23 protein-coding genes are annotated in these 20,622 nt (G+C 36.3%); 7 read left to right on the top strand and 16 right to left on the bottom strand.

The features are described from left to right. Window positions 1-78: 78 nt before the first annotated feature. Both PP175_RS29515 and PP175_RS29510 read left to right on the top strand, forming a co-directional pair. Window positions 79-537 carry a GNAT family N-acetyltransferase gene (locus PP175_RS29515; protein WP_272443825.1) on the top strand — a complete coding sequence of 153 codons (459 nt, stop codon included), beginning with the start codon at window positions 79-81 and terminating at the stop codon, window positions 535-537. 151 nt (window positions 538-688) lie between these two features. Next, a complete protein-coding gene (locus PP175_RS29510) occupies window positions 689-946 on the top strand; it encodes a hypothetical protein (RefSeq protein ID WP_272443824.1) in 258 nt (85 codons plus the stop codon). Between the two features lie 132 nt (window positions 947-1,078). On the opposite strand, the gene PP175_RS29505 is transcribed toward PP175_RS29510, so the two are convergent. The 9 genes from PP175_RS29505 to PP175_RS29465 form a co-directional block, all read right to left on the bottom strand. Beyond that, window positions 1,079-2,257, bottom strand: a complete 1,179-nt coding sequence (locus PP175_RS29505) for a phenylacetate--CoA ligase family protein (RefSeq protein WP_272443823.1) — start codon at window positions 2,255-2,257, stop codon at window positions 1,079-1,081. 335 nt (window positions 2,258-2,592) lie between these two features. Continuing rightward, window positions 2,593-2,913 carry a hypothetical protein gene (locus PP175_RS29500; protein WP_272443822.1) on the bottom strand — a complete coding sequence of 107 codons (321 nt, stop codon included), beginning with the start codon at window positions 2,911-2,913 and terminating at the stop codon, window positions 2,593-2,595. A gap of 375 nt (window positions 2,914-3,288) precedes the next feature. Beyond that, window positions 3,289-3,699, bottom strand: a complete 411-nt coding sequence (locus tag PP175_RS29495; protein WP_272443821.1) for a hypothetical protein — start codon at window positions 3,697-3,699, stop codon at window positions 3,289-3,291. Window positions 3,700-4,027: 328 nt separating this feature from the next. Continuing rightward, on the bottom strand, window positions 4,028-4,312 hold the full coding sequence (locus PP175_RS29490) for a DUF5658 family protein (RefSeq protein ID WP_272443820.1): 285 nt from the start codon (window positions 4,310-4,312) through the stop codon (window positions 4,028-4,030). 110 nt (window positions 4,313-4,422) lie between these two features. After that, the gene (locus PP175_RS29485) at window positions 4,423-4,584 is read right to left on the bottom strand and encodes a hypothetical protein (protein ID WP_272443819.1); all 162 of its coding nucleotides are present in this window, start codon (window positions 4,582-4,584) and stop codon (window positions 4,423-4,425) included. 167 nt (window positions 4,585-4,751) lie between these two features. Next, window positions 4,752-5,153: a hypothetical protein gene (locus PP175_RS29480; protein WP_272443818.1), complete on the bottom strand. Its 402-nt coding sequence runs from the start codon at window positions 5,151-5,153 to the stop codon at window positions 4,752-4,754. Between the two features lie 9 nt (window positions 5,154-5,162). Next, the gene (locus PP175_RS29475; RefSeq protein ID WP_272443817.1) at window positions 5,163-5,663 is read right to left on the bottom strand and encodes a DUF6036 family nucleotidyltransferase; all 501 of its coding nucleotides are present in this window, start codon (window positions 5,661-5,663) and stop codon (window positions 5,163-5,165) included. Between the two features lie 288 nt (window positions 5,664-5,951). After that, window positions 5,952-6,110, bottom strand: coding sequence for a hypothetical protein (locus PP175_RS29470; RefSeq protein ID WP_272443816.1), 159 nt, complete (start codon window positions 6,108-6,110; stop codon window positions 5,952-5,954). Window positions 6,111-6,141: 31 nt separating this feature from the next. Then, window positions 6,142-6,465 (bottom strand): hypothetical protein, encoded by a 324-nt coding sequence (locus PP175_RS29465; protein ID WP_272443815.1) that lies wholly within the window; start codon window positions 6,463-6,465, stop codon window positions 6,142-6,144. A gap of 285 nt (window positions 6,466-6,750) precedes the next feature. Between PP175_RS29465 and PP175_RS29460 the strand changes: the two genes are divergently transcribed. Next, on the top strand, window positions 6,751-7,377 hold the full coding sequence (locus PP175_RS29460; protein ID WP_272443814.1) for a hypothetical protein: 627 nt from the start codon (window positions 6,751-6,753) through the stop codon (window positions 7,375-7,377). A gap of 135 nt (window positions 7,378-7,512) precedes the next feature. On the opposite strand, the gene PP175_RS29455 is transcribed toward PP175_RS29460, so the two are convergent. The 4 genes from PP175_RS29455 to PP175_RS29440 form a co-directional block, all read right to left on the bottom strand. Beyond that, window positions 7,513-8,274, bottom strand: coding sequence for a GGDEF domain-containing protein (locus tag PP175_RS29455; RefSeq protein WP_272443813.1), 762 nt, complete (start codon window positions 8,272-8,274; stop codon window positions 7,513-7,515). Between the two features lie 457 nt (window positions 8,275-8,731). Further along, entirely contained in the window at window positions 8,732-9,907 is a 1,176-nt protein-coding gene (gene lplT / locus PP175_RS29450; RefSeq protein ID WP_272443812.1) for a lysophospholipid transporter LplT, read from the bottom strand. 3 nt (window positions 9,908-9,910) lie between these two features. Further along, window positions 9,911-11,422, bottom strand: coding sequence for an AMP-binding protein (locus tag PP175_RS29445; protein WP_272443811.1), 1,512 nt, complete (start codon window positions 11,420-11,422; stop codon window positions 9,911-9,913). Window positions 11,423-11,530: 108 nt separating this feature from the next. Next, the gene (locus PP175_RS29440) at window positions 11,531-12,262 is read right to left on the bottom strand and encodes a 1-acyl-sn-glycerol-3-phosphate acyltransferase (RefSeq protein WP_272443810.1); all 732 of its coding nucleotides are present in this window, start codon (window positions 12,260-12,262) and stop codon (window positions 11,531-11,533) included. A 323-nt stretch (window positions 12,263-12,585) separates the two neighbouring features. Here PP175_RS29440 and PP175_RS29435 point away from each other — a divergent pair, with 323 nt between their 5' ends. After that, window positions 12,586-13,203, top strand: a complete 618-nt coding sequence (locus PP175_RS29435) for an AbrB/MazE/SpoVT family DNA-binding domain-containing protein (RefSeq protein ID WP_272443809.1) — start codon at window positions 12,586-12,588, stop codon at window positions 13,201-13,203. Between the two features lie 265 nt (window positions 13,204-13,468). On the opposite strand, the gene PP175_RS29430 is transcribed toward PP175_RS29435, so the two are convergent. After that, window positions 13,469-13,912 (bottom strand): hypothetical protein, encoded by a 444-nt coding sequence (locus PP175_RS29430; RefSeq protein ID WP_272443808.1) that lies wholly within the window; start codon window positions 13,910-13,912, stop codon window positions 13,469-13,471. A gap of 547 nt (window positions 13,913-14,459) precedes the next feature. Here PP175_RS29430 and PP175_RS29425 point away from each other — a divergent pair. The 3 genes from PP175_RS29425 (at window position 14,460) to PP175_RS29415 (ending at window position 17,895) form a co-directional block, all read left to right on the top strand. Next, the gene (locus PP175_RS29425) at window positions 14,460-16,232 is read left to right on the top strand and encodes an ATP-dependent metallopeptidase FtsH/Yme1/Tma family protein (protein WP_272443807.1); all 1,773 of its coding nucleotides are present in this window, start codon (window positions 14,460-14,462) and stop codon (window positions 16,230-16,232) included. A 68-nt stretch (window positions 16,233-16,300) separates the two neighbouring features. Then, a complete protein-coding gene (locus PP175_RS29420; RefSeq protein WP_272443806.1) occupies window positions 16,301-17,416 on the top strand; it encodes a mechanosensitive ion channel family protein in 1,116 nt (371 codons plus the stop codon). A gap of 218 nt (window positions 17,417-17,634) precedes the next feature. Further along, window positions 17,635-17,895 carry a hypothetical protein gene (locus PP175_RS29415; RefSeq protein WP_272443805.1) on the top strand — a complete coding sequence of 87 codons (261 nt, stop codon included), beginning with the start codon at window positions 17,635-17,637 and terminating at the stop codon, window positions 17,893-17,895. 151 nt (window positions 17,896-18,046) lie between these two features. On the opposite strand, the gene PP175_RS29410 is transcribed toward PP175_RS29415, so the two are convergent. Then, complete coding sequence (locus PP175_RS29410; RefSeq protein WP_272443804.1) at window positions 18,047-19,813, bottom strand: sensor histidine kinase; 1,767 nt, start codon at window positions 19,811-19,813, stop codon at window positions 18,047-18,049. 108 nt (window positions 19,814-19,921) lie between these two features. Beyond that, window positions 19,922-20,581 (bottom strand): response regulator, encoded by a 660-nt coding sequence (locus tag PP175_RS29405; RefSeq protein WP_272443803.1) that lies wholly within the window; start codon window positions 20,579-20,581, stop codon window positions 19,922-19,924. Between the last annotated feature and the right edge of the window lie 41 nt (window positions 20,582-20,622).

The raw sequence follows: 20,622 nt of genomic DNA, 5'->3' as shown, positions 1-20,622 counted from the left end.
AAAAACTTGTAGATTTATGAATCATTTTTAACAGGCATTTTTCTATTAATCCATTTTATATAGGAAAGGTGATAGTCTATGATTTCAGTCAAAGAACAATCCTTTATCCAAGGAAAAGAGCAATTACTAGCATATAAAGAGGAAACCATGTATATCAATAGTTTCGTTAAATACGAATACATGAGGTACTCTCGTTTTCGGATTGCCTGGTTTTATGAAGAGAATACGTTAATCGGTTATGCGTTGATGGGTATTGTGGCATCTGACTTTTTTGATGATGTGGATGATAACGAGTTTCTAAGTCTCGAAAACAAGAACTATTTGTATATCCCCTATTTCGAGATTTTTGAAAGCTATCAACAAAGAGGCTTCGGAAAAGCGTGCGTAAACTGGTTAAAAAATAGGTTCTCAACACTCGACATGATGGTTTATGCGACGGATGATTCCTACGTATTTTGGGAGTATCAAGGATTTGAATGTCAAGACGGTGACTGGTGGTATAAATTTTGTCACTCAGCGGAGGTCATAGCATCTTAATCAGCCATAAGAGGAAGATATGCGCTTAACGTGTATCTTCTTTTTTGTATAATAAGAAACATTCTCTTGTTATTCTATCTCAATGCTCTATATAAACCAATTTGCTGTAAGATTTACTGAAGTTAAACATGAAGAAAAGGAGAGAAGGATATTGAATTACGAGAAAAATAATATCGTCATCCCGAATACCTATAAGGATACGCTTCTCTATGCACTAAATTCGGGTCTATCGAAAATGGAGGAACGGTTAAACACCATTCAGAAAGAAAAAGAAGTTAAAGATGACCCTGATACGACAAACGATGTGAAAGAGTTAATGAATCTCATTGATAAAGAGAATGAGAAAAACGAGGAGTATTTGAAACAAGAACTTTTACGGCTTTATCAACTGAGGGAGATGATTAAATAAGTACCTGTTTAAACACCATTTGTGTTTATATTTCTTCCTGTTTTGTTTCAAACCACTTAAGACTTATTCATACCTCTTACTAACTATGTACGAAAACATGAGCAGTTCTTTTGACCCATGCTTTCTAGTTATTTACTTATGTTTGTCGATAAGTTTAAATTTAAGCGTGTTATTTGGTTTAACCGTTAAGGTTTCATCTGAGATAAATTCAGCTAATGAAGCCATGATTGGAATACCAAGTAAGTTATTAAGCTCCTGTTCCATTTGTTTGGAGTAATCCCTCCCATCGTAGGGCTGATATTCAAAAGCTATTCGTTTTCCACAATATGAATGGAACTTCCACAACATCGGCACTTCCGACAAACTATATACAGCCTCTTGTAAAGTGTACATGTCAAAGGTTTTATGATGGTAGGAGATGCGGTCTTCACTACGACCATAGTGTATCAGAATAGGATGTTCACTCCCGCAACGACATGTAAAGGCTTCCTTGATTTCAACAATATCGTTGTTTGCATAACGTAAAAGCGGCATGCCTTCACGCATCGTAGAAACGACACAATAACCTTTTTGATTTTTCCCTAAAAGATTTCCTGCTTCATCTACGACCTCAATTTTAATATCAGGTCGGTTCAAGTGAAAATGACCTTCTTTACATGTCGTATACAAGATGCCCGTTTCGGTACTACCAAGCAAAGATGTGACAGGTGCGTCCCAAAGGTTCTGTAGAAAGTTTCTCCTAGCAGGGGTTAACAATTCCCCACACACTAATAACGCACGTAACTTCGGTAATGGCACGTTTACACCTAACTTTGTAACAGATTTGTACAGCATTTTCGCTTCGGATGGAGACATAGCGAAAATAGTCGGTTCAATTCGTTTTATTACCTCAGAAACCCGTGGATAAGGGGTTATGGAACTGCCTTTTTCTACCGCAACATGTCCAGATTCCATACGTTGACATGCCCAATACAGAAGAAAAGCAGGTAGAGCTATTGCAAAGGGAAGGCGATTTAGTACCATGTCCTGGTTTGTCAAGTGAAGTTCTGACTCTGTTAAAAGTTGAATTTGCCTTTCAATATCATTGCGACTAAACCAACTAGCTGTCGGTGTCCCTGTCGTACCACTTGTTTCATGATAAGTACTTATATGATTAAAATCCGCTCCCATTAAGTCTATTACATCTGCGTTTCGCAAATCTTCTTTTGTGGTAAATGGAATCTGATTCCAATCATTCGTATTTATATGCGCTAATTTTTCCTGATAAAATTTTGAACCTAAAGCTTGTTTTACAAAATCGTTGTTATCCAATTTGTTAGCCCCTTTCATTTTTAATTTATATACATTTATAGACAATATATCATTATAAATTGTTTATAGTCAATAAAAGAAAAACCACTTAATTATAGTATGTTAATAAACAAATTTGATAACTTTCTCTTTATTTAAATACATTGCCGAAAACACTACAAAAAAAAGAGAATGAACAAGTTTTTTGTCCATTCCCCTTTCCTTAAACCCCTACAAACAACCAATACCTATTCTTTTATCCTCTTAAGGCTATATCTTGTGCTGATAATGCTCTTTCCTGTTCCATGTTTGCTTTAATTCTTCGGTAATCCCGATAGACTTCATCCATGCTTTTCTTACATAACTGAATAGCGGTCTAACAGGCTTTCCACCATTGCACTTCTCACTTCAAAAGAAACAAGTTTTTTAAGTGTTCTTCGATACGTACTAAATACTTTTTGATACCGTTCTAACTCCTTAACCAATGCCTGTTCATGCTCGACCTGTTGAAAATGATGTGCAAAGAACAATTGGGCTGTATCTATTTGTTCTTCTATCGATGTAACGGATAGAAGGACTAAGCTGTCTTCATCTTCTCTAGAAAACATCCACTTTTTCTCAATCTTTTTCGTTAATTGTTCTATTTGTTCATCATAACGTTTATCACGAAAAAACACTGTTTTTCGTTCTAAGAATAATTCGATTTTCTGCGCTTTTTCATCGGTCTAACCAATAAAGCTTTTGCATGCTCTATAACCGTTTGTAGTTTCTTCCTATTACCAAACAAACTAGTAGACCTACGAGACACCTCACATATAAATGTATGATAGAGAGGAATTATCTCACTTAGAAGTGTCATTGCTTTACGGTATTGATATTCCTTGTTCAAACGTTTAATGTGGTCTTTTAGATAAGGAAACGATGATAACCTTCATTATTTTCCACGATTGCTGTCACAAATTTATTAATTGTTTCTGCTACATAAAAGGACAAACAAAAAAAGACTTCTCACATGTTAAATGCGTGAAATCTTTGATAGATGGGAGCGTAAACTAATCTATCCAAGCAAGAAATTCGATGTTTTGTAAACGACTATTAATTTCAGCTTGTTGTTGTGCAATGATAGACAGTTGCCTCATATGCTCCGAATACCGTTGTTCTTCTTCAAACATATTAATGCATTCTTTTAGTGTATCCGCACGTCGGTTGACAAGATAGGCTTCAAAAACATTTAGAACACTAACGTCCCAATAGGCTTGCGGAATTTGAGATTTTGCAAATAATGTCATGCGTTGTCTTTTCCATTCTTTTTCCCATTCCCGCATGTTTTGTTCGTTTGATATAATCCTTTTTGCTACGAACTTTTTGTTGTAGGTATACACGGAAATCAGGTAGAAGGGGATACAAACAAGGAAGATAAAAAACAACACCTCTGCAATGCTTTTATACTGTTCATAGGACATATAACGTTCTACATGAACACATTCACCAAATATGGCAAGCGTAAAAAACACAACTAAAAAAATAAAGACGGGCTTCCCAGTGAGTAACTTTTTGGATTTTTATATAACAAACTTTTTGCATTTCGGTATCTGTATATGTTTTCCAAACAGTTACGGGTTAATCTCAGGTTCTCCAATAACTCTGTCTTATTCACTGACCTTTCCTCCTAATCATCCTTAAAAATCAGTCTATATACATTGACTATAAACAATTATAATAATGATAATGAGTAATTTCAATCGTTATTTGGTTTATTTTGGTTAATCAATCTGTAAATACATCTGTGATTTAGAAGACTGCAATCGAAAACCAAATTAAATGGTAAACAAATAGGAGAATATAAATACCGCAAACGAAATAAACGGCTCTTCGTAACCAATTATTGTCCTTTATCTTTGGATACAAAAACAGAAGAACGATGGGCAACAGCATTTTCCAGCCATAGAACAGTACAACGTTCTTCTCATATAAAAATTTCGCAATGGGATTCCCTTCCTGGATGACCCCAGAAGCTACGCCTATATCCGTAAAATAAGCGTCCAAAAAACTCAATAGCAATAACCATTTTACCATCTTAAACACCTGTAATGGACGTATAAATCCAGTCCTTTCTCTATTACTTCCTGTTACCCATTCGTTTTGTTCAAAACTTTTTTAACGCACCATTCTGATTGGCTAATGTCTCACTTTACAAACATCCAATTTGCTTGACAGTATTCACTATACATATACCAAGCATCATAGGCTTGCTCTTTCGTTAGGTTATAACCCATTTCTTTGTATTTATCCAGTAAAACAACTAAATCTTCTTGTACATCTTGTTCATTCCATAACCATCTGTTCACTGCCATCCCCCCTCACTTCTGCAGTATTGAAAATGAAGTTCTATAGGTTAACTCCCTTATTTCACATTAAATCCCGTTTAATTATTATATAATTATTTTGTTATTATATAAATTATTTTTTACTTTTAATCCATAAAAAAAGAGAACATTTTACTGTTCTCCTTTGATTAAAAGCTGTTCATGCCTGTATAGTTTTTATTTTGATACAAGATAAACGAATTAATATCTTTCATCATTTCTTTGATTTGAAACGGTGAAACACTTCCTTTTATCATGGAAAGTTCTGCATCAAGAAATGAAATGATTTCCTGTTTGATAGGATGCTCCTCTTTCTGATAAAACAACGTGGAAAGAATCTGATTAAACATAGTTTCCAATCCAAGTTCTTTACGTTTGTCATAGTAAGTATGAAAGAGCGTTTTATCTTGCAAAAGGTACATCGCCACAAATCTTCTTTTTCGATGACTATTTGCTATATTTTTAATCAGTTGTTCGAATGGCATATCCCCAAATAAATGAGTGCGTAGCTCATGTATATATTGCCTATATACTTCTTGGTTGAACAACATCCAGGTTCACTACCCCTCCAGAAAACAATTTTTAAAATACGTCCATTTTTGCTTAAAATCCATATCTCCTGTTGAGATTTCGAGAGCCAATTGTGTTAATAGTTCTACATTAACGGTATCAAGTATACCAGAATTTTCTATATCCATCAAATCGTCTTGACTTAATCGTCCAATTTTAGAAAGCACCAAATCTTCATTGCTTAATAGGTGAACATCTAAAACATTGAATGAATCCTGAAAGGGAACTAATCTATCTCGAAAAGAAGCGGATAATTTAGTTACTTCTGAAGCAGAATCGTTAATAGCAAACGATTCCATATACAATAATACGTCTTCATCCAGTTTGGTTACGGTATCAATATCCAACGTAAATTTATTATCGAAACCTTTTAATAAAAATGAAGCTCCGCCACTAATAACAAGATTTAACTTATCCAGATTAGGAAAAATAGTGGATATAAACTGGTCTGCCAATGCTAAGTTTTCTACGACTTCTGATTTTGTGTTCATGTAAATATCTCTCCCTATATAAAATGTTTATACTTGTTATATAAAATTTTTGACTTTAAACAGTTTTGTAGCTTTTAAATGTGATAGCGTTATCCCCTTTTTGAATTGTGTTTTTTTATAATACGCACGAGAAACCCTTGATATAATTGGGATAGTTGCTAGTTTGGCAGACAAAAAAGAGAACCCTCCTGATAATAAGGTTCTCCTATGCGATACATTTTCGGTTTGTCATATATTTAAGGTTAAAAAATAGACTTCAATCGAAATTGAGGTCTATGCTTCCGTTTACTATTTACTTTTTTCAATGAAATTTTTGATAACGTCTGACGCATCGTAAAATCCAAGCTTGTTTGCTACCATAACTAGGTCTTTAAGTTGGTCAACAGTAGAATCCTGTCTTTGAGGGCATGGTGTTACCTTTTCTATTTCTTCTTTCCAATTCGTCATTTGAATCTCTTCCCTTCCTTAATTATGCTCATTACATAAAAGCTACAAAATGGTTGTATTGACGATTGATTTCAGACTCAATAATGCTTTCAATTTCTTCCCATTGTTTCGTGTAATACTCTCTTTTTTGCATCACTTCTACTGGATTCATCTGTTCAGGATGAACACCTCGCTGATAGAGTAAGACACTCTCCAAGTACCTTAATCCCTCACTAAACGATTTAATGCACTTCTCTTTCGCATAATCATCTTTTTCCCGAAGCACGCTTTCTAAAAGCATTTGTACCTTCTTCTCTAATTTCTTTTGTGATTCTTCGTTTTTAAACGTATTTTGACACCAATCTAGCGCATTCATATTCGTTCCTCCTAGCATGATGGTTTCCTAAGAATCCTTATATCTTGGCTTCTAATCCTATTATAGACGAATCAATATTTGACATTCACCTGTTCGTTTTTTAGACTTATTTTCTTATTAAACAGGGTTAAATGGTTTTTAATTTAATTCTTTGTGACGGTCAATATCGAATAAAAGAGATAATAGACCTTCTTTTATGAACCACCTCTGTTTTGTATAGAATATAGAAATTTTATATAAAAACAGGTTGTTCTTTTGGGAACTATTTTAGGAGGTCTTTTACTTATGAAAAGCTTTGGTCAGAAATTATGGTATTCAGCGAGAGTTGAATTTCTCAAGAAATTGGTTAAAAATTTGTTGTATGTTGTATGGGATTTAGTATGGATTCGATATCGGTCAGTGGCTTATTTAGAAGGAATTGATATGGAGAATATAGATGGAAATGCTGTGGCTTTTCGTCGGTTGCAACAGGCTTTTTTGGTTTTACCTGAGAGTGTGTTGAACACGTTAAAAAAACAGCGGGTAACATTTTATTACATGAGAACACCTTTTGGAAGTGAAAAAGTTTCAGGAAGATTTTATGGAGCGGGTTTAGTGATTCACATTTATGATGATGGTGGTTTGTTTGGCAATTGGGATTGGCAAACGATGACTATCATTCATGAGATTGGACATTTTATCGATTTCAATGCAGGCAAAAAACGTTATTTAAGCTGTACGGATACGGGACTTCATGAAATTTATAATGATGAACATCGTTATTACAACAAGTACACAACAGATTATTATACGAGCAATATTCGTGAGTATTTTGCACAAAGTTTTGCTGAATATTTTCTTGTAAAGGGGTATCAAGAAAATTGTCCAGCCACATCAATCTACATTGAAGGCATGATGAAGAAGGCGAGCTAGGGGGCTTGCTTTCTTCTTTTTATGAATGCATAAAAAAAAGAGCCAAAAATACAGGCTCAAATGAAAGATATCGGAATTTATATATACATATGTTGTCTGATAGAAAAACAGTCCTATTTTTTACAAATATTGAGGTTATTTCGCCTGCTTCATCAAAAGCTTTTCATCATACATACGCTTATCCGCTAATGCTAATATCGTGTCTGCCGTTTCTGCATCATCTGGGTAAGTAGCGATACCTCCACTCAACCCTATACCATAGTGATGGCTTACACCCAACTGATGAATGGCAGTATCGATTCGACTCCATACTTTCATGGCTTCTTCATGAGTGGTATTTAACAAAACAACCACAAATTCATCCCCACCATACCGTACCACAATATCTTTATCACGAACTGTTTTACGGATTCTGTTTGAAATGGCACGCAAAAGACGATTGCCTTCTTCGTGTCCCATTCTATCATTGACCTGTTTGAAATCGTTCACATCAATAAATATAAGAGAAAAACAATGCTTTTTTCGTTGGCATCTCACAACTTCTTTACGAAGGAAAGTATGTAGGTAACGTTTGTTGTATGCCTTTGTTAAATAATCTTTGTTACTTGTATCTAATAAATGAGAAAGCATTTTCCAAGCTCCATATAACAAAAGGGCAAATGCTATTACTTCAACATAATCCAACACATCGAGCATCCATATGATGGGTTTTGTTTCAATGAAAAAATTATCGAAAAAAAGATGAAGACTTGAGTTCACAAGCAGAAAAAAGATACCCGCTAAAGCAATTTTCACTTGTTTTTTCGAGTATTGCTTAGACAAATAAAATAATTTTATAAAAAAAGCGAACTCAATGATGAAGAGAGCAAGAAAAAGCCATCCATGCGTTTTAACCATATCATCTTCTCCGTTCTCCGTTCTCTTAATACGTCGCAAATTCCATTTTATTCTTGTTTATTTTATAACGCAAGTTTATTTATTCAATTGTTTTAAAAAATGTGTTTTTTAGTCAATGTGTTAGGAATTAAACACTATGAATTTCGATACTAAAACGCATCCATGATGGCTTTGTCAATATCCTCAAGGATACGCTTAAAGCCCCAATCCCCCATTTTGGTGTGCGGTTGGCTGATTTTACGTTTCAAAGTTCGCCTTAATGCCATCTTTTCCCCTTCCTTTCCTCCCTATTATAACCTGATATTTAAAGCTACTCTTCCGATTTCGTTCTATATTATCTGTTCTGAAATGACACTTTTCCCCAATACACGCTTTTTACTTGGCGAATGGAGTCTGTTCTTGATACAGACCTAATCATAATAAGTTAAAAATGAAAAAGCCGCCATCAATGGGCGACTTATGGTTTTATGCTATTTTTACTCGATACGTAATCGTGTTTTACATAGAAAGCGATAAAGAAAAAGGTGATACCAAATCCAACCATGATAATAGGAATAGAGATTCCTACCTTCATTAGACCCGTAAAAACAAGGGTTCCCGTAAACATCATGAGATTTTCAAAGAAATTTTGAATGGCAATGGTTTTACCTGTACCCACTACTCCACCGCTTTCTTGCAAGATTGTGTTTAACGGAATCATGTAGACTCCACCGAAAAATCCTGCAAAAAAAAGAATAACAACGGTGAGAACCATATGGGGAAATAAACAAACCATCGCAACGGTTAACCCCATACCTCCACCAAAAAGAAGAAGACGTTTCAGGGTGGAAAGTGGAATTAGCCGTGGAGATAACACAGCTCCTATCATGATACCAATGGCGGAAATCCCCATAAACAGAGAAGATTTATCTTCCCCACTTAAATGAAGCGCAAGCGGAATCCACGAAAGCATAGCTAAACGCAGTACCGATGAAGTCATCCAAAATGAACTGGTTCCTAGTAACGCAGACTTGGATTTCTGAACATGAATGAGCGAAACGATGTCTTGTCCAAAATGCTTCCAAGTGTGACGAAATGAGACGTTAGACACCTCTCCGTTTGGGAGAATCCATGCGAACATAAAAGAAACCATATAACAGCTAAGAATCACTACCATTGCCAACAGGAAAGAAGAAGTGCTTAAAAATCCTCCTATAATGGTTCCAATTAAAATGGCAACTATCGTACTTCCTTCAATCAATCCGTTTGCCCGATACAATTCTTGTGGTGTTCTGGTATACGCCTTTTCTTGTAATATCGCATACTTACCTGGACTGTAGATACAGGCTCCAACCCCTACGATAGCGTAAGCAACTGCGGGATTAACCCCTATGAGTAAACAGATAGCTCCTAACAGCTTAAAAAGGTTTCCAACCCATAGAAGCTTTGCCTTCGGTATCCTTTCAGAGAGAACGGACACGTAAGGTGCGAGAAGGACATACGAAAAAAAGAATGAAGCCTGGACAATACCCAGATAAACGCTTCCTAATTGATTCTGAATAATGACATGTAACGTTGCCATAAGGATAGCATTATCCGCCATTGCGGATAAAAATTGCGTAATAAGCAAACGGTTTAAGGGGCTAATTTTCATCTCCTATTCATATAAAGATTGAATTTCTTTTGTAATACGGGTAACATCTACTTTTCCGCTCCCAAGAAGGGGAATCTCTTTCACAATATGAAAACGGGATGGAAAGGATAGATTCGAGTAATTGTGTTCCTTCCAATATTCTCGTAGCCTTTCTTTTGTTGCACTTTCCGATGTAGTGACGAGTTCAATCCGTTCCCCTTTTTTATTATCCAAAATCCGTATAGCTACAAATGTGCCATCTCCAATGGCTTGTTTGGCATATTCTTCAACCACAGCAAGGCTTACCATCTCTCCTCCAACCTTCACAAAACGTTTGGCACGTCCTTGAATGGAGAGGTATTCATCTTTATCCATCTTCACAATATCGCCTGTATCAAACCATTCGGGCGTTGGTACAAAGCCTTGTCCAGCCAACAAATATCCTCTCATAAGATTCGGAGCCTGAATCTGCAGTTTACCGCCCTCTTCTACCCCTTCAACAGGTTCTAAACGATAGCGAACTCCTGGTAGCAAACACCCTAATGTGCCTTTTTTATAAAGCAACGGTGTTTGTAAGGCCAATATCGGTGCGGTTTCCGTTAAACCATATCCTTCCAGTATACGTACACCGAACTTCTCCATCCATTGCGTCCGTACGGCATCCTGTAACTTTTCTGCTCCACAGAAAACATAACGAAGACGTGAAAAATCAAAGGCATCCGCATTTCGTCCATAAGCAGATAAGAATGTGGATGTACCAAAAAGAATGGTTCCGTTTTTCTCATACGTGAGTGCGGGTATCGCTTTGTAGAGGAGTGGAGAAGGAATCAAATACGTGGGTACATGACAGAGCGGACATAGAAATGTGAGAATGAGTCCAAAAGAATGAAAGATAGGCAAGGCATTCATTAGCTTATCTTGACTTGTGAAATCAACTGAAACACGGGCTTGCTGGATATTGGCAAAGATATTATTGTGCGTAAGTAACACACCCTTTGGCGTCCCTTCTGAACCCGAAGTAAACAATAAAATATCCGAAGCCTTTGATGTAACAGGCTGATTTTGATTGGCTAACACCTGTAGTTTTAACGTTAAAGTCATACATTCCTTTAAATCTTCCAGGTACACAATCTTTGCTTGTTTAGCAACCTCTTTGATTAGCTCTTCGAATCTTCCTTTTTTAATGAAGGTACGAGAAGTCACTATGGTTTTAATGTCACCTGTGGTTAAGCAAGAACAAAGTGTGGAGGCGTCCATTGAGGAATTTAAAATGGCGGGTGTTCGTCCACTATGAAGTAGCCCAAAGATAGTAGACATCCCCGCAATGCTAGTTGGAAGCAAAACACCGACTCGCTCCTCTTGAATTTTGGAATCAAACAGGATGGACATCCCTACAACACGTTGCCAAAGTTGCTTCATTGTTACCTTACCAGTCGGAGGCTTTTCAGATAGAGCTTTCCATGTTCGTTTGGCATTGACGTGTTTTTGCTTCCAAAGTTCTTTCGCCGTTACCGTTGATGGCTCCGTATTTTGCAAAGTATCGGAATGAGGATTTGTTAGGCTAACAGTGGTCGAAGGATTTAATAGGCGTTTCCAAAGAAGACTTCCATTCGGCAGTTCTTTTTTGAGTACCCTCCACTTTTCTCAAAACTTTTTCGTTCGAATGTTTGGTATGGTTTCTTCAGCAATAACCAAATTGGGAGCTTCCATCACACGTTTTCGTAGAATCTCCATCAAATGTTCAGAGAATTCCCCTTGCATACGGCAGTTAAGTACAACCTCTTGCAGTTTTCGGTATATGACATGAGAGCCTCTCTCTTTTTTCTCTCGCATTGTATCTCCTTCAATAGAAGAAAGAGAAAATTCTTTACCAATATAGACGGTAGTCGGCGGAAACCAGCTTGTTGGAACCTTTCCTTCTAAATAGGTAAAATTCTTTGCTTTCTCCGCTCCATCAATTCCGATAGGAACGAGCGGTATGCCCAATTTAATGGCTAAGTATGCGACGCCTGGATACACCTTCATTAGTGAGTTCGTCACCGTAATACGTCCTTCTGGAAAGATAAGAAGGGATTTACCTGACCTTAATACTTTAAGCATACTACGAACCGAGTAAGGGTTATTTGTGTCAACGGGTAGGATTTCCCTGCCCCCCATCGCCCAGGCATAATCTTTAGCGATTTGCGTATTAGCAACGCACACGACATTTTCGTCCAAGTTGGTTGCCATCAATACTGCATCTAATAAGCTTGTGTGATTGGGAATATAGATACAAACCCCTTCTCTTTTCAGACGCTCCTTGTGTATCACCTTGCATGAAATCAGCATTTTAGCTAACGCAGGTAAAACGAACTTAGGTAAAACGGGTAAACTCATTCATTTCCTCCTTCTTACCAATTAATATTTTGACTTTAGTCTACCATATTACTTTATTATTTTATAGTCGTTTATTGATTTTTTTACTATTTGTTTGGGGATAATAGATTTGTGTCGGTCAGCATTGAACGCTAGAAATAATTCTACAAAGTGATAAGACTTCTATACAAAGTGATAAGACTTGTATGCAAAATGATAAGATTTTTATTCAAAAACACGAAAATAAATATAGACTATATACGATTTAAGAGTTATAATGTCTAAAGAACACATTCAAGGAAGTTCAAGGAAAGATTGAAGGACAAAAAACTTAGGGAGCAATTATGAAATATTATTTTCAAACACCAAAAACAACATGGGAAACGGCAAAAGAAAAGTTTTCCAATCTAAAAGCGACGATAACAGGCAAGCGACAAATCACCATCCCAAAGGAAATTTCGGATATTTACGGTTTGCAAAATGGCGACCACATCTTATTTCGTCAAATTGGTAATCACACAGTTTTTGAACCTGAAGGTTACACAAAGCCATGTCCAGCATGTGAAGGTACAACCCAATTGGATGATAAAGAGTGTTTTGTTTGCAGGGGCGTTGGTACGTTACAGATTGATTATGTACGTGTTCATTTGCTCATGATGGGACATATTGCCATGACAGCCTTCAATTATAAAATATACATAGAATACGGATTGCAAAAATTAGATGAAGAAGGCAATACACCGCCCTTCCCTGTCCTAAATCTTCGGAGTGATTTTTATTCGAAAGAAGTTGTGGATAGAGTACGGGACTTGGTTCAATACGGAATTATTCAGGACTACGTTGGTGATACAAAAAGCATTATCAACAAAGAAATGATGCCCATCTTTAAAAAACATTTAATCGATAATTTAAGAACAAATGAATACAAACAACTCGCAGAAGAATGGTTACAAACGTTTTAATCAGCTAGAAAATAGTCTTTTCGACTATAGACTTGACCTACCTGTTGCCGTAAAGTAGGGATAGATTCATTTAATGACATAATATAATATAATTAAATAATAAGTTGTTTCATCAACCGAAAAATGTTGAAGAAATTAAGAAGAACCAGGTGCAGGGGTGTTACTCCACTCCCCTACACCAACAAAAAATCTGTCTGCCAACAGATTTTGAAAATAAAAAAGACCCGTCTGCCAACAGGTCTTGAAAAACAATTTGTGATTGAAATTACATTTCAAAAATACTTTCGATGTTGTCATCTTTAAAGGTACACTTCTTAATTTCTTCAAGAACATTTTTCGCTAAATCATTTTTGCTAGAATTTTGAATCACAGACAATAAGGTTGATACCGCAACCATCCCCTGCTCCACTTCTTCTTCCCCATCTTGATAGAACGTACATGCAACTTCTTTCTCAAAACCCTCTTCAGGACGTACCTTTTTCATCGTTGGTGCTTCAATCCCACTCGAATATTTCATTAAATCATAAGGTATCTCATGTTCAGTTAAGAACGATTCGAATTTGGTTAACTGCTCTGAAGTTAACTCACTATGTACTTCCCTTGTATCAGGATTTGCTGGTGCGGCGAATACTTTACCGTATTTTTGTGCTTCAACAAGCACCTCTTTAGATTCAAAAGAAATAGGATAATACAGTGTAATTTGTTGCATATTTACGTCCTCCTTGTAATGCGAGAAAACCATCACCAGTTCTCTCACTCCCTATTAGTTTGTAAGTCTATATTCATTATACTTTTTTATAGCCTAAAGTCAATAACTTTTTGCGAGTTTTGTCGAACCAACCTGTTACCAACAACCTATTTCAACTCTTCCTATTGACCACATATTAAACCATCTGCGCAATCAGAAGAGAGCATTTGCGTTAATTGATGTCGAAATGAATCTAGCCAATTTTTTGCCCACTTTTCAGTTATCACGGTTACATCAGTGAAAAATGTATCAGGAACTTAAACCCATACATTACCCTTTCATTTCCACTTCATCCATAATAAAGTTCGCTTATTTCCGTATGCTCAAGTCTAATACTCCAGTTATATAGTTGGCAAGTCCTATTTTTTAAAAACATTTGTCGAATTATGTAAATCGCTTACATTACGCATTAACACACTATAGTTTATATTTGTTGACTATAGTATATTGTTTTTAATAATCGCTTATAGTATAATCCTATTACAAACAGAGACAGGAGAGATGTGTATTGAAGGATTTTTGGGAGTCTATCAAAAGTTGGGGTCATAAAAATAAAAAGATTATTCCTTATGTGCTCATTTTCGTTATCGTTGCAACCGCAACCTATATCTTTACCAAACCAGAAAAACCAAAAGATGTTCCGTATACGCAGTTCATTCAAATGTTGAACAAAAAACAAGTCGCTTCAGCTACTATCAATTTAGATGCACCAACCTTTCGTTTTGTGGACACCAAAAAGAAAGAATACGTAACCGACAATCCAAAAAATATAGATTTCAAAAAATATTTATTGGAACATCAAGTAAAAGTAAAGGAAATTAGTGCAACACAAACCAACGCTGTGACAGACTTCATCTCCTATGCGCTCAAATTAATCTTGATGTTAGTCATCATTAAAGTGGCTATGGACATGTTTATGAATAGCAAAACGTCCAACATGGATGAAATCAAGCCAGATGGTAAAGATGCTAGTGATAAAAACGGCGTTCCGAAAGTCACCTTTAGTAAAATCGCTGGAAATGAGGAAGCGAAGGAAGAAATGCAGTTTCTTGTGGAGTTTCTAAAAAATCCAAAGAAATATGTGGATATGGGTGCGAAACTGCCAAAAGGCGTAATCTTTTATGGACCTCCAGGGACAGGTAAAACCCTCACCGCAAAAGCCATTGCAGGAGAAGCAGGTGTTCCTTTCTTCTCTATCAGCGGTTCAGACTTCGTGGAAATGTATGTGGGGCTTGGAGCCAAGCGGGTTCGTGACCTGTTTAAGAAAGCCAGAAAGAAAGCACCATGTATCATTTTCATCGATGAAATTGACGCTGTTGGAACCAAACGTGGGCATGACCAAAACTCCGAACGTGACCAAACGATTAACGCTTTGCTGAACGAATTAGATGGTTTTAGCGGAACCGAAGGCGTTATTGTCATTTGTGCAACAAACCGCATTAAAGATTTAGATGATGCGCTCATTCGTCCAGGTCGTTTCGATAAACATATTGCGATTCCTCTACCTGAAAAAAAGGAACGGTTACAAATCCTAAATCTACATGCTGAAAATAAGAAGCTGTCAGAGGATATTAACCTAGAGGACATAGCAAAAACAACGATTGGATTTGCTGGTGCTGACCTCGAAGCCCTTCTAAATGAAGCCACCATCCTTGCGGTGAACCGTGACCATAAAACGGTAACGAAAGAAGATGTAGATGACGCCTTTTTTAAAATGGTGATGCAAGGTCATAAGAAAAAGAATCAAAAGGATAGAAAACAGGAAGAACTTAAGCTTGTGGCGTGGCATGAAGCGGGACATGCTTTGGTTGCGAAACTTTTAACGGACAAAGAAGTACCAAAAGTCACCATCGTCTCCTCCACAAGCGGAGTGGGCGGTGTAACCTTTATTACTCCAAATAAAATGGGGCTTCTATCTAAAGAGGAAATTCTTAATGACATTAAGATTGACTATGGGGGTCGTGTTGCGGAGTTTCTACTTCTTGGAGATGAATCGAGAGTCACAACAGGTGCATCTAGCGATATCGAACAAGCCACAAAAAAAATCAAAAACTTTATCATGCATTATGGGATGGGAGAATCCTTTGGGATGATAGATGTTTCAGCGTTCACGTTGGTCGATGAAAAAATATTATCGGAAGCGACAACGTTAGGAAAAAAACTGTATCAAGAAACCCTGAACCTCTTAACCGAGAAAAAAGCGTTGTTAGCTATCATAGCCAATGAACTTCTCGCTAAAGAAAGTTTAGATGAATCCGAACTGGACAACCTCATTCAGTAGTACCAAGAAAATTCCATGATGTAATGCATGGATTTTCTTTTTTATCACGATGAAAGGAAGAAACTCGATTGTTAAAACTCTATGCTTTTTATGCTGACCTCAAATTTACCCTATTTCAACAACTACCAAACGTTGCGGTGTTTTTAGCCATTATCCTGTTTTCCTGGCTATTCCAACACTTTATTCTGAGATACGCTTTTAAACAGTTGATGTTTTATTATTTGAAAAAACGATTACGATTTAAGAAGGAATTCGTTGAGCAAATTGAGAAACATCTACGCCATCTATTCTTTACGATATGTGTGTTGATAGCGTTTTGCTATGCACTCAACGTAACACTTCTCTCTTTTGACCCCATGGTAAAAATTCTAAAATCCATTGTGACGTTTTATATTATACATGCCTTGTTTGATGTTGGAAGTTTTTTTGGTGAGCATCCAGAAGAATTGAAAAGCCAACTCAATATTAAAGTAGAAAACCTGCTCTTCCCTTTCTTTAGTCGTGTGTACAAAGTTTTCATTAGCGTTTTGGGTTTTACCTTGATTGCTTATGAGTGGGGTTACAATCTAAGTGGTGTGATTACAGGACTTGGAATTGGTGGACTAGCTCTCGCATTAGGAGCAAAAGATATGCTGTCTCATATATTTGGCGGTATAGCCATTGCGCTTGATAAGTCTTTTTCCATCGGTGATTGGATTTCCACTGATAGTAAAATTGAGGGAATTGTAGAAGACATGAATTTCAGAAGCACCAAAATTCGTAACTTTGATAAAGCGATTGTGTCCATTCCCAATGCGATTCTAGCCAATCAGTCTATTTATAACTGGTCAAGAAGAAGGAATCGACGGGTGCGATTCTATTTAGGTGTTGAATATGCTACCCCTCCTGAAAAAATACAACGAGTAGTAGAACGTTTACGCCAAGTCATCCTGGGGCATGCTGGTGTTGATAACGATGCCGTTTATATTGTATTTGACACCTTTAATCAAAGTAGCCTAGATATCTTGGTTCAATACTTAACCAACACGTCCGAAATGAACGAATTCTTAGAGATTAAACAAGATATTAACTATAAAATTATGGATATCCTCCAACAAGAATGTGTGACGCTGGCACTTCCTTCGCAAACGATTTATATCGAATCCGAACCATTTCAAAAAGAATCAAGTGAAAAGCCCTCTTAACATACTAGGTTTATAAGAGGGCTTTTATATGGTCACGCAAATAACGGATAGGTCTATTATCCTTGAATTTCCTTGAAATTATCATAGGAATTATTTCCTTCGTATCATTTAAATATGCAACTTTCGGATATACTGCAAAAAATGAGTATAGTTCTACTATCCTGCTTTTTATATACTAAGTACAGATAGAAGTTACATACGACACGGAGGTTACAACAATGAAATTTTTATTTGTATCTACACAGGAATTAAACCAATTATCCACCGAACTCTATAATAGAACGTGCAAGATAAACTTTTCGGAGGAGTTAGAGGACGATGTTGTGGAAACTTATGATTCTACTGGCTCTTATGTACAAAAAACTACACGATTCAAGGAAATGTTACCCTTACTGAATCAACATTTTAATGTTTTAATTAAAAAGTACGATGTCACTGAGCTGGATGATTTCGGTGAAGGTTTTATTTTCTTTTTTTAAAACATTATTATAATCTTTCTTTTCTATGATGCGACAAGCTCCATATTGGAAAAGATTGATGTTGACCAAAAGACTTTAGAGTAGGAAAAAGGCTAATTGCAAAAGGCAAATCTGATATAGCCCATACAATAGCTTCTTTCCTCTTCTAAAATCAAACTGCTTGTATCAATTCACGTTGAGACAATGGTAAGTTTATGGTAAAAGTTGTCCAATCTTTATTACTTGTCACAGTGATTTCACCTTTATATCCTTCTATGATTTTTTTAGAACTTGCCAGTCCTATTCCTGTTCCACCCTGATTTTCTCGCGTCGTAAATCCATATTCAAAAATACGAGAAAGATGTTCAGGCGCGATAGGTTCACCATTATTATGAATGTCAAAGACTAACAACCCCTTTTTCACCTTCGCTCTTAGAATGACTCGTCGATTATCGTTGGGATTGGATTCGACCGCATGATAAGCGTTATCTAAGATATTTCCTAAAATACGTACGAGATTTGTGATTTTCATAGTATCAAGTGAAACGACTTCGAATCCTTCAAAATGATGTTCAAAACGTATCTGTTTATCCATGCCCTCCGCTATTTTCGCTTGAAGCAAACCATTTAAAGCAGGAATATCAACAGGGATAACATCATTTATCGTGGTCTGGATTCTGGTTAAATTTCGAATATATTCTTGTGCTTCCTCATAACGTCTCATACCTAAAAGACCTTGTATCGTAAAAATATGATGATTAAAGTCATGCCGATGCGCTTTAACCGTTTTGAATAATCGCTCGATGTTATCTGAAAAAATCCTTTGCACTTGTGTTATAAGTATGCCTTGTTTTGTAACATAGCGAGTAAGTAACAACGTGAACAAGAGACCAAAAACAAAACAAATCAAACTAATTAGTAACGATTGTAATTCTTTATTATATAAAGCTTGTTGAATAATATCGTAGTTTGAGGCAACAATGGCTATCATTTTATTATGTACGATGTTACCTTCCAAATTCAATGTAATCGGAATATAGGTTTTTAAAATGTCTCTTCCATTGATATTGACTACACTGGTAAGCGTATTACCACCCTCAATCGCTTTTGTTGCCAAATCTTTCTCTAGTGGATGCTGATAATGCAAATTTCCAAAAGGGACAAATCGGTGCGACAATACGAGTGAATGTGTTCTGAGTTCTTCTTTTGATTTTTTATCCGTTCCGACTAACGCATTATAATTTACAACTCCTATTTCAATCAGAAATGGATTTTCTTTTATAGCATTTTGGATAAGTCCATTGACACCCGCCTCTTTTTGATAGCTTTCGTATCTTTTTTCACCCATGTAGGGGTCAATTAAATAATCCGTAGTTCCATCGTTGTAATATCCCCATTTTTCCATCAGCCCTGGGTGAGTGGAAGAGATGCTGTAAGGACCTGCCCAATAATTGGGCAACGACATACCCCAGTTTTTCTCCAATGTAACGCTGTGTTTATCCATTAACTGAGAAAACATTCGGTTCCAATTGGCTCCCCAATCTTTTGTTTCCGCTCCTATTTCTTTGCTATCACTCGATTTTGCTCCGATAAACGAATGGCTATCCTTGCTATCTTTCACAAGCAAAGTTATATCATCAACACCCAATTCTTTTGAAAGTTGAACTAATTGTTCATTACTTACATCTTTTATATGCGGTGGCAAAGCTTTTTCTACGGCTATGGATGCCGTATACAATTTGTCACCTAACATATCATCAAAGAGTTTTTCACCTCGATAATTCGTTTCGAGGGCACTCTTTACATTTTTAGAAACGATTTCGATTGACTGCTCCTGTGCATCGATTAAGTTTTTTCTTGTATTATAGTAAAACGCCGTATTGATGAAAATAAGAATGGCGGTCATAGCTAGAATAATAGCGACATTAATTTTTTTCAAATTGATTACTCCCCTATGATTACTTCGTCTGCTATTTTTGATGTTTGAAACAACAAAATTCCATTTATCTACTATAAGGTAAGATTGAATCTGCAATATTTATTTTGATTAAAACATCTCCAACTTTTTTGCTCGTTGCGCCAATTCGAAAGCACTCAGTTTTCGAAAACGCCATTTCCAACCCAAACATTTCTTCCCGATTTGTTGTTGTAGATTTCTCACAGACTGTGTTTCTAATTTGAGAATATCTGCAACTTGTTCAACGGAATGCCCTCTGTAAAAGAGTTCAAGCACCTTAATATGGTGAGCTGTTAGCTTTACCATCGTTGATTTTAGGCTGTTACGATAGTCTTGCAGAATAAAGTCAATAACAGTCTTGTCAATCGAATTGTTTCCTTCAACGGCATCCCGTATGGCTTGTGGCATTTTACAATAATCAGATTTAAGTAGGTAGTTACAAGCCACCCCAATTCCCATAGTGCTTCGAACGGTATCTTCATTCAACAGACCACTCAACATTATAATTTTTGTTTCAGGTAATTCTATGGATAGTTCTATCGCCACATCTATTCCATGCTGGTCATCTTTATCTGTAAGGTTGATATCGAGAAGAATAACATCTGGTTTTAATTCTTTTGCCATTTTTAAAGCCAGTTGCTTTTCATTTGCGTTTCCGACTATTTCCATGTCTTTTTCATTACTTATGGCTTCTCTTTCAACCTCAAAACATTTTTCATCGTCTTCTACAATCATCACTCGAATGTTCATTGTTACTTTCACCCCTCAGCTCATGGGAAAATCGGCTTCAA

It is taken from the genome of Aneurinibacillus sp. Ricciae_BoGa-3 (assembly GCF_028421645.1).
GTDB lineage: Bacteria > Bacillota > Bacilli > Aneurinibacillales > Aneurinibacillaceae > Aneurinibacillus_B.
This window is presented reverse-complemented; position numbering and strand designations above follow the sequence as displayed.

Coding starts and splice junctions, on each gene's coding strand:
- lplT (WP_272443812.1), bottom strand. CDS start 9,907: ATGAAAATTAGCCCCTTAAACCGTTTGCTTATTACGCAATTTTTATCC.
- PP175_RS29495 (WP_272443821.1), bottom strand. CDS start 3,699: ATGTCCTATGAACAGTATAAAAGCATTGCAGAGGTGTTGTTTTTTATC.
- PP175_RS29475 (WP_272443817.1), bottom strand. CDS start 5,663: ATGAACACAAAATCAGAAGTCGTAGAAAACTTAGCATTGGCAGACCAG.
- PP175_RS29470 (WP_272443816.1), bottom strand. CDS start 6,110: ATGACGAATTGGAAAGAAGAAATAGAAAAGGTAACACCATGCCCTCAA.
- PP175_RS29515 (WP_272443825.1), top strand. CDS start 79: ATGATTTCAGTCAAAGAACAATCCTTTATCCAAGGAAAAGAGCAATTA.
- PP175_RS29430 (WP_272443808.1), bottom strand. CDS start 13,912: ATGCAACAAATTACACTGTATTATCCTATTTCTTTTGAATCTAAAGAG.
- PP175_RS29460 (WP_272443814.1), top strand. CDS start 6,751: ATGAAAAGCTTTGGTCAGAAATTATGGTATTCAGCGAGAGTTGAATTT.
- PP175_RS29490 (WP_272443820.1), bottom strand. CDS start 4,312: ATGGTAAAATGGTTATTGCTATTGAGTTTTTTGGACGCTTATTTTACG.
- PP175_RS29405 (WP_272443803.1), bottom strand. CDS start 20,581: ATGAACATTCGAGTGATGATTGTAGAAGACGATGAAAAATGTTTTGAG.
- PP175_RS29435 (WP_272443809.1), top strand. CDS start 12,586: ATGAAATATTATTTTCAAACACCAAAAACAACATGGGAAACGGCAAAA.
- PP175_RS29465 (WP_272443815.1), bottom strand. CDS start 6,465: ATGAATGCGCTAGATTGGTGTCAAAATACGTTTAAAAACGAAGAATCA.
- PP175_RS29415 (WP_272443805.1), top strand. CDS start 17,635: ATGAAATTTTTATTTGTATCTACACAGGAATTAAACCAATTATCCACC.
- PP175_RS29480 (WP_272443818.1), bottom strand. CDS start 5,153: ATGTTGTTCAACCAAGAAGTATATAGGCAATATATACATGAGCTACGC.
- PP175_RS29440 (WP_272443810.1), bottom strand. CDS start 12,262: ATGAGTTTACCCGTTTTACCTAAGTTCGTTTTACCTGCGTTAGCTAAA.
- PP175_RS29455 (WP_272443813.1), bottom strand. CDS start 8,274: ATGGTTAAAACGCATGGATGGCTTTTTCTTGCTCTCTTCATCATTGAG.